Source organism: Pseudomonas sp. VE 267-6A (assembly GCF_024126555.1).
Taxonomy (GTDB): Bacteria; Pseudomonadota; Gammaproteobacteria; order Pseudomonadales; family Pseudomonadaceae; genus Aquipseudomonas; species Aquipseudomonas palmensis.
The window spans coordinates 1-19942 of sequence record NZ_JAMYBY010000032.1 but is presented as its reverse complement, the minus strand read 5'-3'; the positions used below and the strand labels follow the sequence as shown (position 1 = coordinate 19942).

The 19942-nt window shown below is 63.5% G+C and carries 8 protein-coding genes; 6 read left to right on the top strand and 2 right to left on the bottom strand.

The genetic code is table 11. From position 1 onward, the window contains the following. The 6 genes from NJH59_RS25055 to NJH59_RS25030 all read left to right on the top strand — a co-directional run. The coding region (locus tag NJH59_RS25055; RefSeq protein WP_253087444.1) for a condensation domain-containing protein at nucleotides 1–2908 on the top strand (2908 nt) is incomplete at its 5' end. Beyond that, nucleotides 2905–6060: an amino acid adenylation domain-containing protein gene (locus NJH59_RS25050; protein ID WP_253087443.1), complete on the top strand. Its 3156-nt coding sequence runs from the start codon at nucleotides 2905–2907 to the stop codon at nucleotides 6058–6060. The genes NJH59_RS25055 and NJH59_RS25050, both read left to right, overlap by 4 nt. A gap of 306 nt (nucleotides 6061–6366) precedes the next feature. Further along, entirely contained in the window at nucleotides 6367–8898 is a 2532-nt protein-coding gene (locus tag NJH59_RS25045) for a TonB-dependent receptor (protein ID WP_104572896.1), read from the top strand. 184 nt (nucleotides 8899–9082) lie between these two features. Continuing rightward, the gene (locus NJH59_RS25040; protein ID WP_213607246.1) at nucleotides 9083–9592 is read left to right on the top strand and encodes an RNA polymerase sigma factor; all 510 of its coding nucleotides are present in this window, start codon (nucleotides 9083–9085) and stop codon (nucleotides 9590–9592) included. Next, entirely contained in the window at nucleotides 9593–10546 is a 954-nt protein-coding gene (locus NJH59_RS25035; protein WP_104572898.1) for a FecR family protein, read from the top strand. It abuts the gene before it with no gap. A 106-nt stretch (nucleotides 10547–10652) separates the two neighbouring features. Further along, nucleotides 10653–13166 (top strand): TonB-dependent siderophore receptor, encoded by a 2514-nt coding sequence (locus tag NJH59_RS25030; RefSeq protein ID WP_253087442.1) that lies wholly within the window; start codon nucleotides 10653–10655, stop codon nucleotides 13164–13166. A 63-nt stretch (nucleotides 13167–13229) separates the two neighbouring features. On the opposite strand, the gene NJH59_RS25025 is transcribed toward NJH59_RS25030, so the two are convergent. Together NJH59_RS25025 and NJH59_RS25020 are read right to left on the bottom strand one after the other, a co-directional pair. Beyond that, entirely contained in the window at nucleotides 13230–14186 is a 957-nt protein-coding gene (locus NJH59_RS25025; protein WP_104572900.1) for an alpha/beta hydrolase, read from the bottom strand. Between the two features lie 61 nt (nucleotides 14187–14247). Next, on the bottom strand, nucleotides 14248–19926 hold the full coding sequence (locus NJH59_RS25020) for a non-ribosomal peptide synthetase (protein WP_253087441.1): 5679 nt from the start codon (nucleotides 19924–19926) through the stop codon (nucleotides 14248–14250). Between the last annotated feature and the right edge of the window lie 16 nt (nucleotides 19927–19942).

Below are 19942 nucleotides of genomic sequence, written 5' to 3'. Positions count from 1 at the left end.
CAATGCCGAGCACACCCAATTGCGTGATCAACTCAAGGCCGGGCTCAAGGCCGAACTGCCGGACTACATGGTGCCCACGCACCTGCTGTTCCTGGAGCAATGGCCACTGACGGCCAACGGCAAGCTCGACCGCCGCGCCTTGCCGGCGCCGGATGCGAGCCTGTTGCAGGCCGAGTACGTGGCGCCGCAAGGTGATCTGGAGCAGAGGATTGCCCAGGTCTGGCAGCAGGTGCTGGAGCTGTCGCGGATTGGTCGCGACGACAACTTTTTCGAGCTGGGTGGCCATTCGTTGCTGGCTACCCAGGTGGTGGCGCGGCTGCGTCAGGTGCTGAGTGTCGAGGTGGGTTTGCGTGACCTGTTCGGCACGCCGACCCTCGGTGCCTTCGCCGCCTTGCTGGCTCAGCGCGATGGCCGGTGGCGCGCGGCGCTGCCGAGCCTGCAGGCCTACGGCGAGCGCGCCACGGCGCCGCTGTCGCTGGCCCAGCGTCGGCTGTGGGTGGTCGAGCAGTTCGCCGCGCCCAGCGGCGCTTATGGCATGCCCCTGGCGCTGCGCCTGGAAGGCGAACTGTCGGTGCCGCTGCTCGAAGCCAGCCTGGCGCAGTTGATCAGGCGCCATGAAGTACTGCGTACCGCGTATGTGGCCGATGACGACGGTGATCCACTGGCAGTGGTCAGCACAGACGTGCCGCTGCCTCTGCCGCTGCTGGATCTGTCGATGCTGCCAGCAGGGGAGCAGGAGGCGAGGGTGGCCGAGGCGATCGAGCACAATGCCCGCCAGCCCATCAGCCTGGTGCAGGCACCGCTGTTGCGTGGCCAGGTGATACGCCTGGGTCAGGAGCGCCACGTGCTGCTGTTCTGCATGCACCACATCATCTCCGATGGCTGGTCGCTGGCGCTGCTGAGCAACGAAGTGGTCGAGGTCTACGCCCGCCTCAAGGCCGGGATCCAGACGCCGTTGCCGCCCTTGCCCTTGCAGTATTCCGATTATGCCCAGTGGCAGCAGGCCCTGGAGCAGGCGGGAGTGATGCGCGAACAGGCTGCCTTCTGGCAGCGCACCCTGGCCGGTCACGACGGGCTGCTGGTGTTGCCGGCCGACCACCCGCGCAAGCCCCAGGCCAGCCATGCCGGTCGCGACCTGCACTTCAGCCTGCCGATGGCCCTGCACGAGCAGCTCAAGGGCCTGTCACGTGCCGCCGGGGTCACCCTTTACAGCACCTTGCTGGCGGCATTCCAGGTGATGTTGCACCGGCTCAGTGGCAGCCACGACGTGCTGGTCGGGGCGGACGTGGCGGGGCGCTCGCAGCCTGAACTGGAAGGCCTGATCGGCTTTTTCATCAACGTGCTGCCGCTGCGTTCACGCTGGCAGGAGCAGCTGTCGGTGCGCGAGTACCTGGCCCAGGTCCAGGACACCGCACTGAGTGCGTTCGAACACCAGGAGTTGCCATTCGACCAGATCGTCGAGGCTGCTGCGACGCCTCGGCACAAGGGCGCCAACCCGCTGGTGCAGGTGCTGTTCGTGATGAACAACCTGCCGGTGCGCCAGGCGGCGATGGACGCGGTGCGGGTCGAGGCACTGCCGATGGGCGGTGGCTACTCCAAGTTCGACATGGCCCTGTTCATCGACCAGGAGGCCGACCAGTTGCATGGCACCTGGCAGTACGCCAGCGACTTATTCCAACAAGAACGTATCGAGCTCTGCGTGAAAGGCTGGATGACCATTCTCGAACAGATGGTGCGTGATCCAGATAAACGTCTAGGGGAAATCAACATGCCTACCCATACCGCGGCCCCTGTGGCTGCGCCTGCAACACCCGCTGCACCGAGCAAGGCCGACAAACTGGGCAAGTTTCTGAAGAAGGCCCAGGGGCCGGCAGCGCGCCCTGCGGTAGCCGCCATGCGCGAGAGCCTGATGGTGCCGGGCCAGGCGTTCCCGCTGCTGTGGGAACCGACCGACCCGGGGCTGGACCTGATCCAGTGGATCGAGCACAACCGCCCACTGGTGGAGCACAAGCTTGCCCAGCATGCCGGCATCCTGTTCCGTGGTTTCGCCCTGCGCGATATCCACGCCTTCGAAGCCTTTGCCGAAGCGGTGCAGCCTGGCCTGTATGGCCAGTACGGTGACCTGCCGAAGAAGGAAGGCGGCAAGAACACCTACCGTTCGACGCCGTATCCGGAGAAGAAGATGATTCTTTTCCACAACGAAAGCGCGCATCAGGATCGCTGGCCGCGCAAGCAGCTGTTCTTCTGTGAGCAGCCTTCACCCGTGGGGGGCGCCACCCCGGTGGTGGACTGCCGTCTGATGTACCAGAAGCTGCCGACCGAGCTGCGTGAGCGCTTCGAGAGCAAGGGCCTGCTGTACGTGCGCACCTTTGCCGACAAGCTCGATGTGTCGTGGCAGCACTTCTTCAAGACCGAGGTGCGGGCCGAGGTCGAGGCGCGCTGCAGTGCGGCGGGCATCCAGTGGACCTGGCTGGACAACGACGAACTGCAGATCCGCACGCCGTGCCCGGCGATCATCAGCCACCCGGTCACGGGCGAGAAGAGCTTCTTCAACCAGGTGCAGTTGCACCACATCTACTGCCTGGACCCGGATGTGCGCGAAGACCTGCTGGCACTGTTCGGCGAGCAGCGCATGCCCCGCCACGTTTACTACGGCGACGGTTCGCCGATCGAGGACGAGGTCATGCAGCAGATCGGCGACCTGTACGAAGAATGCGCGGTGCGTTTCGAGTGGCGCAAGGGTGATGTGATTCTGCTCGACAACATGCTTGCCGCCCATGCTCGCGACCCCTTCGAGGGGCCGCGCAAGATTGTCGTGGCGATGGGCGAGATGATCGAACGCAGTGCCCTGGAGGCGCTGCCTGACACACAACAGCGGACGATGGCAAAGGACGAGGCGGGCGCATGAGCACGGCACAGCTGGAAACACAGGACACAGGCCTGGCCCTGCTTCCCGAGCAGGAAACCTGGGTCGCGGCATTGAATGCCGGTGCACGGCGCGAGGCCATCGCGCATTGCCTGCGCGTCGATATCCACGGCGAGCCGGATGTGCCGCGCCTGCAGCAGGCACTGGACAGCCTGCTGGCGCGACACGCCGCCCTGGCCATGCGCCTGGGCAGCGTGGCCGGCTATCACGGCCAGCGCCAGTTCATGCCCGAGGCATCGGCGCAGGCGTTCGACCTGCAGGTGCAGCCAGATGTGGCGCCCGAGGCGTGGCTCGCCGAACCCTGGCCTGCGGCAGGCCCGTACGTGCAGGCCTTGCTGTCGCGTGTGACGCAGGGGCGGTGGGTGCTGGTGCTGGCGCTGGCCCGCTTTGTCGGTGATGCCGGCAGCCTCAAGGTAATGTTCGACGCGCTGGTACAGGCCTACCTGCACGCTGCTGCGGTCGACGACGAGGAACCGGGGCAGTTTGCGCAATACCTGGAGTGGCGCAGCGAAGTGCTGTTCGACGAAGATGCCGACACCGCCAAGGCGTACTGGCAGGCGCACCTGCCGGCCAGCGAAGCGTGCGTTGCGCCCTGTTTGCCATACCGCCGTGCCACGGCCCAGCCCGCAGCCGCGCTCAAGCTTGAGACTACGCTGGAGGCGCCGTTGCAGGCGCAGCTGGCTGGCCTGGCGCAACGCCTGGGGGTAACGCTGGACACCGTGCTGCAGGCAGCCTGGTGGACGCTGCTGGCACGCATCAGCGGGCGCCATCGGTTTGTCGGTGGCTGGCGCCACGACGGGCGCAAGGATTACGCGTTCTTCGAGAACAGCATCGGGGTGTTCGAGAAAACCCTGCCGCTGGTAGTGCATGTGGATCAGGAGCAACCCTTCGAAGCGTGGGTTACCGACCTGGCGGCGCAGCTCGAGCAGCATGCAACCTGGCAGGAATATGCCGCAGGCAACCTGCCGGTGGCGTATGAAAACCCGCTTTACGGCTTTGCCGCGCGCGCTGCCTTGCTGGAGCAGGTTGTCGGCACTGCGCAGTGGCAGGCGACCCGCCTGGCCGAAGCACAGCCCCGGTTCGAGTTGCTGCTGAGCGTCAGCGACACGGCCTTGCGTCTTGACGCCGAAGCGGGGCGCTACAGCCAGGTCGGTCTTGAAGTGCTGCTCGGACAGTACCAGGCGCTGCTGCACAGCATCGCCGCGCACAGTCGACAGGCCCTGGGCCGGCTCAACCTCTCGGGGGCTGCGGACAACGCCGCGCTGCTTGCCCTCAACCCCGCAGTGCGTGCGCTGGAAGACCGGGTGCTGTTACCCGAACGCATCGCCCAGTGGGCCGCCATCACCCCGGACGCTCCGGCGCTGGTCAGTGCCGGCGTGACCCTGAGCTACGCCGAACTTGAACAGCGCGTGGCACGCCTGGCGTTCGACCTGGTGACACTCGGCGTGGGCCAGGGTGGGCGGGTGGGGCTGGCCTTGCCACGTTCGACGCAATGGGTGGTGGCCATGCTGGCCTGTTGGCGGGTGGGCGCCGCGTACTTGCCGCTGGACCCGCAATGGCCGGTTGCACGGCAGTTGCAGATGCTGGAACAGGCACAGCCAGGCCTGGTGCTGACCGAGCAGGCGCATCTGGCCCAACTGGCCGGGCAGGGTATGGTCGTGCAGGACATCGCGCTGCTGGGCCACGTCGACGGCGATGTGGCCAGCCCTGCGCTCAGTGCGACCGATGTCGCCTATGTGCTGTTCACCTCCGGCTCCAGCGGCACGCCCAAGGGCGTGGTGGTGGAGCATCAGCAGTTGCTCAACTACGCCGCCGGGGTGTGCCAGCAACTGCAACTCGATGCATGCCGTCACTTCGCCCTGAGTTCCACGGTGGCTGCCGACCTTGGCAACACCGCGCTGCTGGGCGCGCTGTACCTGGGTGCAGCGCTGCATGTAGCCGACGACGACAGCATCCAGTCGCCCGAGGCGTTCGCGCATTTCATGCGTGAGCAGGCCATCGACTGCCTGAAGATCGTGCCCTCGCACCTGGCCGCGTTGCTCGAAGCCCAGGCGCCGCACCTGCCGGCGACCCTGGTGCTGGGCGGTGAAGCGATCGGCGTCTCGCTGCTGCAGCGCATTGCCGAGATTCGTCCGGACTGTCGCGTGTTCAACCACTACGGGCCTACCGAAACCACCGTGGGTGTGTTGGTGCATCGGGTGACAGCGGCGGATATGGACGCAGGGAGTGTGCCCTTGACCGAGGTGCTGCCCAACAATCAGGTGCTGGTGCTGGATGAGCACCTTCAGGCGGTGGCCATTGGTGAACTGGGCGAGCTGTACATCGGTGGACGACAACTGGCGCGTGGCTACCTGAATGCGCCCGAGCAGACGGCACAGGTGTTCATCGAGCATCCGCTGCAGCCGGGTGAGCGGCTGTACCGCAGCGGCGACCTGGCACGCTACCGTCCCGAGGGCGGTGTACAGCTGTATGGCCGGCGCGACCAGCAGGTCAAGGTGCGAGGGTTTCGTATCGAACTGGCGGAAATCGAAGTGCAGCTGGCCAGCCTGGCGCAGGTCAGCGAGGCGGTTGCGGTGCTGGTCGACGCCGAGCCGGTGGCCTTCTTGGTGCTGCGTGAGGGCGCAGGTCAGGAGGCGGCTGCCGCAGTGACGGCGCAACTGGCCCTGAGGCTGCCGGCGCCGATGCTGCCACGCCATGTACAGGTGCTGGCGCAGATGCCGCGCCTGGCCAATGGCAAGGTCGATCGACAGGCATTGCAGCAGCGTCCGTTGGCCACTGCCGAGGTGGCCTGTGTGGCGCCGCGCGATGCCGTCGAGGAACTGCTGGCCAGCCGCATGGCGCAACTGCTGGGGCTGGAGCGCCTGAGCGTGGAGCAGGACTTCTTCGCTGCCGGTGGGCACTCGTTGCTGGTGATCAAGCTGGTGGCGGGCATTCGCAAGTTGCTGCAGTGCGATGTGCACCCCGGCGTGGTGTTCGACAACCCCAGCGTGGCAGCGTTGGCGCAGGCTTTGCGCTCGCAGGAGGCCGCCCCCGGGCAACTGGAAAAACTGGCGGCGGCACGGTTACGTCTGGACAGCATGACCCCCGAGCAGCGTGCACAGTTGCTGGCCAAGGCGCAGAACGCCAGCGCCTGAGGCGCGTCCGTGTTGCCGGAGCCCATCGACGTCGATGGGCTCCGTTCGCTGTGACGTTTCAGCTGCCGTGCAAGACGGTGCGCTATCTTTTTTCAGTATGTCTGTACTGAAAATGTGAACGATTCCTAAATTTTTCATTTTTAATTCGTCTTCCATTGGGTTCCACGAAGAATCCGATGGAAGTCCGGCCTGCGTGCCCCTTAGGCATTGGCGCGGAAGTGGCAGCAAGGAATGCCCATTGACTGATCAGTGGCCCTGAAGAGGCGACGATCTTCCGACGAATGATATCTGGGGTGATCCAACACTATGAAGGTTGAGCAAAAAAGGCGTGCACCACGTGTGCTGAAAAATTCACTGGCCACCTGGCGTACTTCGGCTTCCATCATCGTGTTGGGGTTGGCACTGGGTGCCAGCGGCGGTGTGTATGCACAGAGTGTGGCGGTCAATATCCCCGCCCAATCCCTGGAGAAGGCCCTGATCGATCTGGGCAACCAGACCGGTTTGCAGATTCTCTACGGGCCTGACCTGGTCACTGGCAAGAAGGCCCCGGCCGTGGTGGGCACCATGGAGCCGCAGCAGGCGCTGGAGCAGCTGCTGCGCAATGCCGGGCTGAGGTATCGCATCGAAGACAACACGGTGTTGCTGACCAATGAAGCCGCTTCAAACTCTGCGCTGGAACTGGATACCACCACCATCCAGGGCCAGGGCATGGGGCAGATGACCGAGAATACCGGTTCCTATACACCCAGCCTGACCAGTGTCGGCTCCAAGACCCCGACCAGCCTGCGCCAGACCCCGCAGTCGGTTTCGGTCATTACCCATCAGGTGATTCAGGACAAGGGCATGGTCGATCTGACCGATGCCATGAAGATGACGCCGGGTATCACTGTGCGCAACTCGAACGAGCGCATCAACGACTTCTACTCCCGCGGCTTTGCCATCGAGAACATCCAGATCGATGGTGCAGCCCCCATGGCGCTGGGCACTACAGCGGGCAGCTTCTATTCAAGCAAGGTCTACAACCTGGCCGAGTTCGATCACGTTGAAGTACTGCGTGGTGCTTCAGGCCTTTTTGGTGGTACGGGCGACCCCGGTGGCATCATCAACCTGGTGCGCAAGCGCCCATTGGACACCTATCAATTGAAGTTCGAGGCGTCTGCGGGTTCATGGGACAACTACCGTAGCCAGGTCGACATCACGGGGCCGATGGGCTTCGACGGCAAGCTGAGGGGGCGACTAGTAGCGGCCTATACCGACAGGCAGTACTTCATGGATGAGCGCAGTTCGCAGAGCCCTACGCTTTACGGCATCCTGGAGGCGGACGTGTTGCCCAGCACACGCCTGACCATCGGTGGACGTTCCGAGCGTATCAATGAGAACGGTGCCAGCGCCGGCCTGCCTCGCTACAGCGACGGCAAGGATCTTGGTTTGCCGCGCCATACCAACCTGAGCGAGAGCTGGGCGTTCCAGGACGGTCGGTCGGATGAGGTGTTTGCCAAGGTCGATCACGAGCTGTCGGATGACTGGAAGCTTAACGTCAGTTACACCCAGACTCAGGACTCCGGGTTGCAGAAGCGCGCGTTCAACGTGGGCAGTGTCAACCCGGTGACGGGCACCGGGGCAACGCGCTTCGGTAGTGTGGCGCGCTACCGCAGCGATCAGCAATTGGCGGACGTTAACCTGGCGGGTAAATTCAACCTGTTCGATCGCCAGCATGAGTTTTTGATGGGGGCAGATCATCAGCGAATCACCAGTCAATGGAGGGGCACCGGGCAACTGGCAGGCGCCTTCGAGCCAATCAACGTGTTCGATCCCGGTTCCACTCCGTGGCCAAACCCACCCACCACCAAGGATTGGCTGGCTGATTACAACCCCAATACCCAGATCCAGTACGGTCTCTACTCGACCCTGCGGCTGCAACTGGCCGAACCTCTGCACCTGATCGTTGGTGCTCGTGCGCAACGGTACAAGTTCTATCAGACGTATCAGGAAAGGGGCGTTGCACCGGCTTATCTTTCTACCCGAGAGCCCACCAAGGTGGTTCCATATGGTGGCGTGGTATATGACCTGAATGATGAGTGGTCGGCGTATGCCAGCTATTCGGAAATCTTCAAGCCACAGCAGAACAAACTTGAAGGCCCAACGCCTGCACCGGGTACCGAATCCAGCAATTCGATCGAACCCATGACCGGCAAGACCTACGAAACCGGTATCAAGGGGGAGCTGTGGGGCGGTGCCGTCAACACCTCCTTCGCTCTGTATTACACCAAGCGTGAGCACGAGGCTGTTCTGGACCCTGCTTATCCGGTAACGACCGTTCCGTTTGGTGGCAGCTGCTGTTATGTGACGCAGGGCGAAGTGGTCAGCAAGGGTGTGGACATGGAGGTCAGCGGCGAGCTGCTTCCCGATTGGAGCCTGATGGCGGGTTACACCTATAACCACAACCAGAATCGTAACGACGACACGGTGTTCAGCAGCCTGACCCCCAAACACCTGTTCAAGCTATGGTCCACATATCGTCTGCCAGGCGAATTCAATGACTTGAAAATCGGCGGCGGGGTGAACCTGCAGAGTGCCAATTATGTCAGTGGAACCGCAGCGGTGCTGGACAACACAGGTGCCGTCATTCGCAACGAAAGCTATGAATATCGCCAGGCAGGCTACGCCGTGTGGAACGCCATGGCCGAGTATCGTCTCGATGATCATTGGAGCCTCACCTACAACCTCAACAACGTGTTCGACAAGACCTATTATTCGACAGTAGGCTCTTCGGTTGCCGCCAACTGGTACGGTGAGCCGCGTAACCACATGCTGACGTTGCGGGGTACGTTCTGGTAATCGGCACTCTTTTCGAAAGCCCGTTCTGATGCGGGCTTTTTTGTGGGCGGTGGCGGCTTAAACGGCGGTCGTCCGCTTCCTGCATGACGCCAATGTTTTTTGGTATTGCGAACGATTCTCAAAATTCGTACCCTAGCGCTCCCGCCACCTGTGCTCCTGCACATGGATCGCTCTGGAGTGTGCATTGGATAATCTGGATCGGTTGTTTCGCCTCTATCACCGCGAACTGCAGCAGATTGCCTACCGCCGCCTGGGCGATCGGGAAATGGCGGCAGACCTCACTCAGGACGCCTTCGTGCGTTACGTCGGCCTTGATCGTCAACAGCGCACGCATTCGATTGCCAATCCGCGCTTTTTCCTGATCCGCGTGCTGCGCAACCTGATCATCGACCTGGGGCGCAGCCGCACGCGGCGTGGGCCGGTCGGCTCGCTTGACGAGGTCGAGCATGAACTGCTCGATCCATGTCCGGGACCCGCCGCGCTGTTCGAGTTGCGCCAGCAACTGATGCTGTTGCAGCAGGCCCTGGACGAATTGCCTGTCAACTGCCGCCAGGCCCTGCTGCTCAATCGCCTCGAAGGGCTGGGCCATGCGGCCATCGCCGAGCGGCTCGGGGTCTCGGTGAGCATGGTCAGCAAGTACATCATGAGCGCCTTGCTGCACTGTGCTCGACGCCTCGAAATGATGGATGACTGAATGAAGCGCGAGAGCAGCGGTTTTTGTTCAGGCAAGGCATCCACAGTGCTGACCGAGCAGGCCTTGCAGTGGTTGGTCGACCTGCATTCGGGCGACGCCGAGGCGCCTGCCTGGGACGCCTACCTGCAGTGGTGCGAAACATCACCGCAACACCAGCATGCCGCCCACGCGGCGGAGCGCCTGTGGGAGCGGCTGGGCAGTGCATTGGAGCGGCCGCCTGCATCATCGCGCAGGGTGCCGTTGTTGGGTTTGACAATAGCCTTGAGCCTTGCGGGGGGGCTTTACTGGCAGGCTCAAACCCAAGGTTGGGTAGCCGATCAGATGACCGCTCTGGGCGAGCACCGCACGTTGAACCTGGCCGATGGCTCGCGCCTGGAGCTGGCGCCGCACACGCGTGTGGATATAGATCTGGAAGGCGATCGCCGGGTGTTGCGTTTGTACGCCGGGGAGCTCTTCGTGCAGGTCGCAGCCGATGCACAGCGTCCGTTCGAGGTACTGGCTGGCAACGGGCGCATGCGCGCGCTGGGTACCGGCTTCGATGTGCGACGCGAGGGCGAGCAGGTGCGGATGGTGGTGACCGAGCATTCGGTGCGGGTGACGCTCGAGGGGGATGCGCAGGCTGTTGACGTTGACGCCGGCCAGGCGGTGCAGTTCGGTCCGCACGGCCTGGAGGATGCGCAAGCGGTGGATATCGCATCGGCAACCGCGTGGCGTCGCGACCGCCTGGTGTTCAACCAGCAGCCGCTGGGTGAGGTGCTGGAGCAGATCGGCCACTACCACCGCGGCCTGATCTGGGTGCGCGACAACGACCTGCGCCGCTTGCCGGTCACCGGTGTCGTTGCAACCGATGACACTCACGCCCAGTTGCAATTGCTGCAGCGCACCTTGCCGCTACGCGTGCGGCAGTTCCCATGGTTGACCGTGATCGAGCGAGACGACGCACGGCAAAAGTAGGGCCTGTGCAGAAATAATTGATTGTTGCCACTGTCGGGTTTCAGAGGGCTGACGTCTTTCCTTTCGAGATTGATTTTTATTTCGCTGATTTCAGCAGGGGAGCGTTATGCCGTATCTGATCAGACAAACCGCCTTGAGCCTGGCGATCGTGACAGCGAGCTGCGTGGGTGTCAGCCTACCGGCCAGGGCGGTGGATCACCAACACGCCGTTGAGCAGGTATTCGATGTTGCGCCAGGCCCGCTTGACCAGGCACTGACGCGGTTTGCCGATCAGGCGGGGTTGCGCCTGATGGTTGCCAGTGAAGTAGTGACCCGCCAGCATTCGCAAGGGCTGCACGGGCGTTACGCGGTACAGCAGGGGCTTGATCGATTATTGTTGGGCAGTGGCTTGAGCGCCAGGCTCAGCGGCGATGTGATCCTGGTCGAAAGAACTCCTGCGCTGGGGGCGGCGCTGGAACTCGGTACCACCACCATCCAGGGTCAGGGCATGGGGCAGATGACCGAAAATACCGGTTCCTATACGCCCAGCCTGACCAGTGTCGGCTCCAAGACCCCGACCAGCCTGCGCCAGACCCCGCAGTCGGTTTCGGTCATTACCCATCAGGTGATTCAGGACAAGGGCATGGTCGATCTGACCGATGCCATGAAGATTGCACCAGGCATTACCGTGCAGAATTCCACCGACCGGCTGTCGACCTACTTTTCTCGAGGTTTTGCCATCGAGAACATCCAGATCGATGGAGCGGCGCCCATGGCCCTGGGTACCACGGCAGGCAGCTTCTACTCGAACAAGAACTACAACCTGGTAGAGTTCGATCATGTCGAAGTCCTGCGTGGGGCCTCGGGTCTTTTCGGCGGCACTGGCGATCCGGGCGGCATCATCAACCTTGTGCGCAAGCGCCCATTGGACACCTATCAATTGAAGGTCGAGGCATCGGCCGGTTCCTGGGATAACTACCGTACGCAACTGGATGTCACCGGCCCTATGGCCTTCGACGGAAAACTGCGCGGACGATTGGTCACCGCCTACACGGACCGGCAGTATTTTCTCGACGAACGAAGCACCGAGCTGCCCACGATCTACGGTGTGCTCGAGGCCGACGTGCTGCCCGGCACTCGCCTGACAGTGGGCGGGCGTTACGAGCGTATTCATGAAAACGGTTCGGGAACCGGGCTTCCGCGTTTCAGCACCGGCGGTGATCTGGGCCTGCCACGCCATACCAACCTGAGCCAGAGCTGGGCTTATCAGGATGGCCGCTCGCAGGAACTGTTCGCCAAGATCGACCATGAATTGTCTGACCGCTGGAAAGTGAACCTGAGCTATACCCAGACGCAAGATGTGGGTATGAAAAAAGGCTCCTTTTCCGTGGGCGCGCTCAACCCGGTCACCGGGCTCGGCCCGATGTGGCTCGGTTCGAACTCTCGCTATCGGAGCGACCAGCAACTGTGGGACGTGAACGTTGCCGGAAAATTCGACCTGCTGGGCCGAGAGCATGAATTCCTCATGGGCGCCGACCATCAGCGCATCACCAGCCGCTGGCAGGGTACGCCACAATTGGCCGGTGCCTTTGGCGCCATCGATGTCTACGACCCGAAGTCGACCCCCTGGATCGAACCACCTATCCGCAAGGACTGGGTCAGCGACTATGACCCCAACTCGCAAGTGCAGTACGGGCTCTACTCCACGTTGCGGATGCACGTTGCCGATCCGCTGCACCTGATCGTCGGCGCCCGGGTGCAACGCTACAAGTTCGACCAGGTCTACCGCGAGTTCGATGGCAGCACCGGGGCGTGGTCAGTGGCCTCGGACGTGTCGGTCCGTGAACCGACGAAGGTCGTGCCCTATGGCGGTGTTGTGTATGACCTGAATGAGGAGTGGTCGGCATACGCCAGCTACTCGGAAATCTTCAAGCCGCAGCAAAGCAACCTTCAAGGACCGCTGCCGGGAAGCCCGGTCGAGGCCATGACCGGTGAAACCTATGAAACCGGTATCAAGGGCGAGTTGTTCGGCGGTGCGTTGAACACCTCGATCGCGCTGTACTACACCAAGCGCGAAAACCAGGCCGTCGAAGACCCTGCCTACCCGTTGACCTCGGTGCTGTTCGGAGGCAACTGCTGCTACCTGACCCAGGGCAAGGTGGTCAGCAAGGGCATCGACCTTGAGGTCAGTGGTGAGGTGTTGCCGGACTGGAGCGTCATTGCCGGCTATACCTACAACAACAACCGTAACCGCAACAACGGTGATGTGTTCAGCGGGGTCACGCCCAAACACCTGTTCAAACTGTGGTCGACCTACCGTCTGCCGGGCGACTTCAATGACCTGAAGATAGGCGGTGGGGTCAATCTCCAGAGCGCGAACTATGTCAACGGTTCAGCATCGGTACTGGACCCTGCCACCGGCGCAGTGGTGGGCAACGAGCGCTACGAATACCGCCAGGCCGGCTATGCGGTGTGGAATGCCATGGCGGAGTACCGGCTTGATGATCACTGGTCGGTGCTTTACAACCTCAACAACGCGTTTGACAAGAAGTACTACTCCACTGTCGGCTCCTCGGCACTGGGCAACTGGTACGGCGATCCGCGCAATCACATGCTGACGTTGCGTGGTACGTTCTGGTAATCGCCAACGCCACAAAAAAGCCCGCAACGCTGCGGGCTTCTTCATGGGCGCCACCTGCCTCGACTACAGCGAGGCCAACCAGCGGTCCACCGCCGTATAGATCGCCTCGACATCCGCCACAATCCCGCCCATGCGCAGAAAATCGTGGGTCAGCCCCTGTTGCACCTTCAACGTCACCGAAGTACCGCTGGCCTCCAGCAGGCGGGCGTACTCCAGCCCTTCGTCAAACAGCGGGTCGTATTCGGCCAGGCTCACATACGCCGGGGCCAGTTCGCCCAGCCCGCTGGCCAGCAACGGCGAGACGCGCCAGTCCAGGTGCTGCGCCGGGTCGGCACTGTAATGGTGGTAGAACCATTCCAGCGTGGCGGTCTCGAGCAGGTAGTCCTGGGCATAGCGGCGATGCGAGTCGCGCTGGCGCGAGGTATCGGTGACCGGATAGAACAGTAGCTGCGCCCTGGGCTTGAGCTGCAACGCCTGTGGCTGCTTGACCGCCGTGATCGCCAGCACGGTGGCCAGGGTGGCGCCGACGCTGTCGCCCGCGAGTGTCACCCGCTGGTTGTCCAGGTGCAGCGCCGTGGCCTGTTCAGCCAGCCAGTTGGCGGCATCCAGCGCATCATGCACGGCGGTCGGGAACGGGTATTGCGGGGCCAGCCGGTAAGCCGGCGCCAGCACCGCCTGGCGCCCGCTTGCTGCCAGGCGGCGGCAGATGGAGTCATGGGAGTCCAGGCTGCCGACCACATAACCGCCACCATGAAAGAACAGCAGCGTTGGCAGCAACGCCGTGTCGCTGGCATCGGCGCGGTAAAGACGCGCCGCGATGGACTGGCCGTCGCGGGTTGGAATGCTCAGGGTAGTGACGTTGATGGCGCCTGGCGGGCAGGGGTCGAGCACTTGCGAGGTGGTTTCGAACTGCGTGCGCGCCAGTGCCAGATCAAGTTCGTGCAGCGCGCTGCTCTTGCCACTCAGGCGGCCCATCTGGGCCAGTTCCAGGAAGCCTTCGAGGTCGGGATCCAGAGGCATGTAGAGGTTCCTTGCAAAGCTATCGGTAAGCGCCGCCCCGGCTGACGGGGCGGCGGTGGTATCAACAGGTGACGCTGTGGCTTTCCTGCAACTGCTCCAGCACGCGGCGCAGCAGCTCGGGATGCTTGAGCATGTCGTAATGGCCGGCGGCGACCGGTTCGTTGAGTTGCGCCTGCACCAGGCGCAGCTGGGTCTGGCCTGCGCCGGCCCTGGCCCACCAGCACTGCGCTGGCACCTGCGTTGCGGGGAGCCCCTCGATGGCCTCGGACAATGCCTTGAGTTTCATGGCTACACGGAAGGTATGGGCCAGTTCTTCAGCGCCGATGGAGGCGAACGCCGAGGCGCTGATGACCTGGGCCTGCACCTGGGCAATCACCGTTTCGAGGTGGTTGGCAGGGCTGCTGGCGCGCACCTGCAACACCGGCAGCGCGTCACTTGGCACGCCCATGATGACACCCAGGAAGCTGCCAAGGTCTTCGCTCCAGTCCTCATCGGCTGCAGGCTGCGCAGGCGCAGATGACGGCAGAAAGCTGTCCACCAGGCCGAGGAAACCCACCCGCTGGCCCTGTTTCTCAAGCTCTTGCGCGACCAGCACCGCCAGGGTGCCGCCCAGTGACCAACCCAGCAGGTGGTAAGGACCGCTGGCCTGTTTCTGGCGGATGTACTGGGCATAGTCGATGGCCATGGCCTCGAGGGATTCGTCTTCCCAGCTACGCTCCAGCAGCATTCGACATTGCAGGCCATACACGCTGCGCTGGCCTTCCAGGCGGCGAGCCAACGGCTCGTAGTCGAATACCGTGCCGAAGCCTGCGTGCAGGCAGAACAGCGGCCGCGCCTGTTCGACCGGGCTGTTGAGCAACAGCAACGGGTCGAGGGAAGACACCTGGGCCTCGTAGCCCGATAGCTCGGCGATGGTCGGCTTGCCGATCAGGTCGCGCAGTTTCAGTTCGATGCCCAGCTCCGGCTGGCTACGTACCCTGGACAGCACCTTGAGCACACGCAGCGAGTCGCCCCCCAGTTCGAAGAAGTTGTCGGTAACGCCAACCTGTTCGACCTCCAGCACCTGTTGCCAGATGGCCGCCAGGCCCTGCTCCAGCGTGTTGCGCGGGGCGATGAAGGCACGCGCCTTGAAGTCCGGATCGGGCAGGGCCTTGCGGTCGAGCTTGCCGTTGGGGTTGAGCGGGAAGGCGGCCAGCGCGAGGATCTGCGCCGGTACCATGTAGTCGGGCAGCTCGACCTGCAGTGCACCGCGCAGGCGTTCGCCCAGGTCACCGGCGTCGTCCGCCACCACGTAGCCGATCAGTTGCTTGCCGGCGCCGGTTTCACGTGCAACCACCACCGCGTCGGTCACCCCGGGTTGCTGGCGCAGGCGCGATTCGATTTCGCCCAGCTCAATGCGGAAACCGCGCACCTTGACCTGATTGTCCAGTCGGCCGAGGTAGTCGAACACGCCGTCGGCGCGCTGGCGCACCAGGTCACCGGTGCGGTACAGGCGGCTGCCATCGCCCGCGAACGGGTCGGCAACGAAGCGTTCGGCGCTGAGCCCGGGACGCTGGTGATAGCCGCGCGCCACGCCTTCGCCACCGAGGTACAGCTCGCCGGCCACGCCGTCGGGCACCGGGTTGAGCTGGTCGTCGAGTACGTACAGGGTACGTCGACCCACGCGGGTGCCGATGGGCGCATACACCGCACCGCACTGCTGGCTGGCGTCGACTTTCCACAGCAACGGCGTGACCACGGTTTCGGTGGGGCCGTAGCCGTTGGTGAGATAGGCCGGCTTGAGTGCACGCTTGACCAGCTCGAAGTTGGCCTCGGCCACCGCGTCACCACCAAAGCAGTACACCCGCACCGCCGGTGGCGGCGCTTCGACGCTGACGGCGTATTCGGCCAGTTGCTGCAGGTAGGCGGGCGGGAAGCAGGCGATATCGATGCTGTGCGCGTGCAGGGCCTGCCAGGTTTCCTCGGCAGTCCACAGGCGGTTGTCGCGCAGCACCAGCTGGCCGCCGCCGAGCAGGGTCGACTGCCAGCGTTCCTGGGCACCGTCGAAGGCGAACGACATGAACAGCAGCTCGCGGGTGCTGGCGTCCATCGCGTAGCGCTCGGCAATCGCCAGGCAGTGCATGCGGATCTGCCCGTGGCTGACGGCCACTCCTTTGGGCTTGCCGGTGGAGCCGGAGGTGTAGATCAGGTAGGCGAGGTTGTCCGCGTCGGCGCGAGGCGCCGGGCAACTGGCGGGGTAGGTGTCCAGGGCCAGATGGTCAAGTGTGATCAGGGTGCCGGCACCGGCATCGGCAAACCGGTGCTGGAGTGAGCGTTGCGTCAGCAGCACCGGCATGCGCGAGTCTTCGACGATCCACTTGACGCGCTCCTGCGGGTAGTCGATGTCGAGCGGAACGTAGGCTGCGCCGGTCTTCATCACGGCATAGAACGCCACGATCACGTCGACCGAACGCTCCAGGGCAATGCCGACGCACACTTCAGGGCCGATGCCCTGTGCGATCAGGTGGTGGGCCAGCCGGTTGGCGCGGGTTTCCAGTTCGCCGTAGCTCAACTGCACATCGGCGCAGGTGACCGCGATACGCTGCGGCTGCCGTTCGGCATGGCTGCGGATGCACTCGGCCAGCAGCGCCGGGTCGTGGCTCGGCGGCGCCAGTTGATTGTGTTGTGCAAGTGCCTGCTGTTCGTCGGCACTGAGCATCGACAGGCTGCCCAGGGTTGCTTGAGGGTTGTCGAGCAGGGCATCGAGCAAGGTTTCGAAGCTGGTGCGGATCTGCGCCGTGGCAGCCTCGGTGAAGCGGTTGCGCAGGTAGAGGAACTCGATCTTGAGGGTGCGGCCCAGGTTGATCGCCAGGTCCATGGCGAAGTTGGTGACGTCACGACTGTTCACCTCGCCAAAGCTCAACTGATTCTGCTCGGCTTCCTGCAGGCGGTCGTCCACCGGGTAGTTTTCGAACACGATGATGCTGTCGAACAGTGCCTGGCCGTTCTGCCCCGACCAGCGTTGCACGTCGGCCAGCGAGGCATGCTCCTGGTCACGAACCTCCAGGTTGTAGGTCTGCAGTGCTTGCAGCCACTGCGCCAGCGGCATGTGCGGCTGCGGGGTCTGAATGATCGGCAGGGTATTGATGAACAGCCCGAGCATTTCTTCGGCACCGGGCAGGCTGGCCGGGCGACCGGCCACGGTGGCGCCGAAGCACACGGTGGGCTGGCCGGTGTAGCGTTGCAACAGTAGCAGCCATACGGCCTGGATCAGTGTGTTGGGCGTGATACGCAGGCGCTGGGTCTGTTCGCGCAGGCGCTGGGTGCGTGCTTCGTCCCAGTGCAGGTACAGCGCTGCATGCCCTTGCAGGTCGCCGGCCGGACGCGGTGCAATGCTGCCGGCCAGCAGGGTCGGGCCTTCAAGGTCGTGCAGCTTGTGTTTCCAGAACTGCTCCAGGCTGGCCTGGGACTGATTCTGCAGCCATTGGATATGGTCGCGATATTGCCCGCGCTTTGCCGGTGGCGTGCGCCCGTGGTACAGCTCCAGCACTTCGCCGAGCAGGCGCGAGCTGGACCAGCCGTCCATCAGGATGTGGTGGCTGGTCCAGATCAGGTGGTGCTTGTGCTCGCCCAGGTCGATCAGCGTCAGGCGCGTCAACGGCGCCTGCAGCAGATCGAAGCCTTCGGCGCAGTCCGCTTCAAGGATACGTTGCAGGGCCTTTTCATCGAACGTCGTGGCTTGCCTGGCCAGGCGACGCACCGGCAGGGTGGCGTGCTTGTACACCACTTGCAGCGGCTCATTCAGCTCGTTGGCCGACCAGAACCCGGTGCGCAGGATTTCATGGCGGGCAATCGAGGTGTTCCAGGCCGCGATGAACCGTTCGGGGTCCAACCCGATAACCGGTACGCTCATCTGGTTGATGTAGAGGCTGGCCTCGTTGGACTCCAGCGTGTGAAACAGCATGCCTTGCTGCATGGGCGAGAGTGGGTAGAGGTCCTGCACGTCGCTGCACGGTACTGGCAAACGGTCCAGTTGCGGCTGGCTAAGACGCGCCAGCGCGAAGTCCGATGGCGTCAGCCCCCTGTGCTGCGGGTCGCGACAATGCGCAATGACAGCGGCCAGTTCCAGGCAGAAGGCATCGGCCAGTTGCTGAACCGTCGCCTCCTCGAACATTTCGCTGCTGAAGCTCCAGTTCATGCTCAGCTCGCCGCCATACACCTGGCCGTTGAGCGACAGCCAGTTGCCCAGCGTTGCGTGGGCACTCTGGTTGGCGCCGGTGCTTTCAGCGGCCGGTGCGAACAGCGCGCCCTCATTGCTGTCGAAGCTGGCGTCGAACTGGCCCAGGTAGTTGAAGGTGATGCGTGGGACGGGCAGTTCGCCCAGGGCCTGACGCGCGCTCCCATCGCCAAGAAAGCGCAGTGCGCCGTAGCCGATGCCCTTGTTGGGAATGGCGCGCAGCTGTTCCTTGATTGCCTTGATCGACTCGCCCATACCGCTGGCGGGGGTGAGCTTGACCGGGAACACGCTGGTGAACCAACCCACGGTACGGGTCAGGTCGATCGTGTCGAACAGGTCTTCGCGGCCATGGCCTTCCAGCTCGATCAGGCTGCTTGGCGAGCCGCTCCAACGGCCGATCACGCGTGCCAGTGCGGTCAGCAACAAATCGTTGATCTGTGTGCGATAGGCCGCCGGTGCCTCCAGCAGCAGTTGGCGGGTGAGCTGCGTGTCGAGGCGGCTTTGCACGCTGCGTGCGTGGCGGTTCAGCAAGCTGCCGTGTGGGCGCTCGCAGGGCAGTGTGGTGGGTACATCCTGCAGTTGCGCCTGCCAGTACTGCAGTTCCTTTTGCAGGGCCTCGCTGCGTGCATAGCCTTGCAACTGCTCGGCCCAGGCCTTGACCGAGCTGGTTTTGCCCGGCAGTTTCGTCGGCTGGTTTACCAGCCGTTGCTGGTAGGCCAGTTGCAGGTCTTCGAAGAGGATGCGCCACGACACGCCATCCACCGCCAGGTGGTGAATGACCAACAGCAGGCGCTGCTGGCCATCGGGCAGGGTCGCCAGCAGGGCGCGCAGCAGCGGGCCTTGCTGGATGTTCAGGCTGGCCTGGGCGCGATTGGCCCATTCGTTGAGCGCAGGCTCGTCAGCGACTTCGGCCTGCCACAGCAATTTGCAGGTCGGGTCCACTGGCAGGTAGCGAGCACCTGGATGTTCGCCGTCGAGGGAGAACACCAGGCGCAAGGCATCGTGGTGTTCCAGCAGCGCGTGCAAGGCATGGTCCAGTACGGCTGCATCCAGCGGCCTGGATGGTTCGAGCATCACCGATTGATTGAAGTGATGCGGTTCGGGGGTATCGCTGAGCAAGAACAGTTGCTGGATCGGCAGCAGGGGCGTGGTGCCGAGCACGGGGCCCTGATCGATCTGCTGCGTGTTGTCGGCGACCTGCGCGACGTTGGCCAGGCTCTCGATGGTCTGGTGCTGGAACAGGTCTTTGGCGCTGAAGCGGATCCCGCTCTGGCGGGCACGGCTGACCACCTGGATCGAGATGATCGAGTCGCCACCGAGCTCAAAGAAGTTGTCGTTCAGACCAATGCGCGGCAGCTTGAGCACGTCTTGCCACAAGGTGGCGATGCGTTTTTCCATTTCGGTCTGCGGTGCCACGTATTCACGCTGCAGCAGGCTCGCATCCGGCGCCGGCAAGGCGCGGCGGTCGAGCTTGCCGTTGGCCGTCAGTGGCCATTGCTCCAGGAACAACAAGTGCGTGGGCACCATGTAGTCCGGCAGT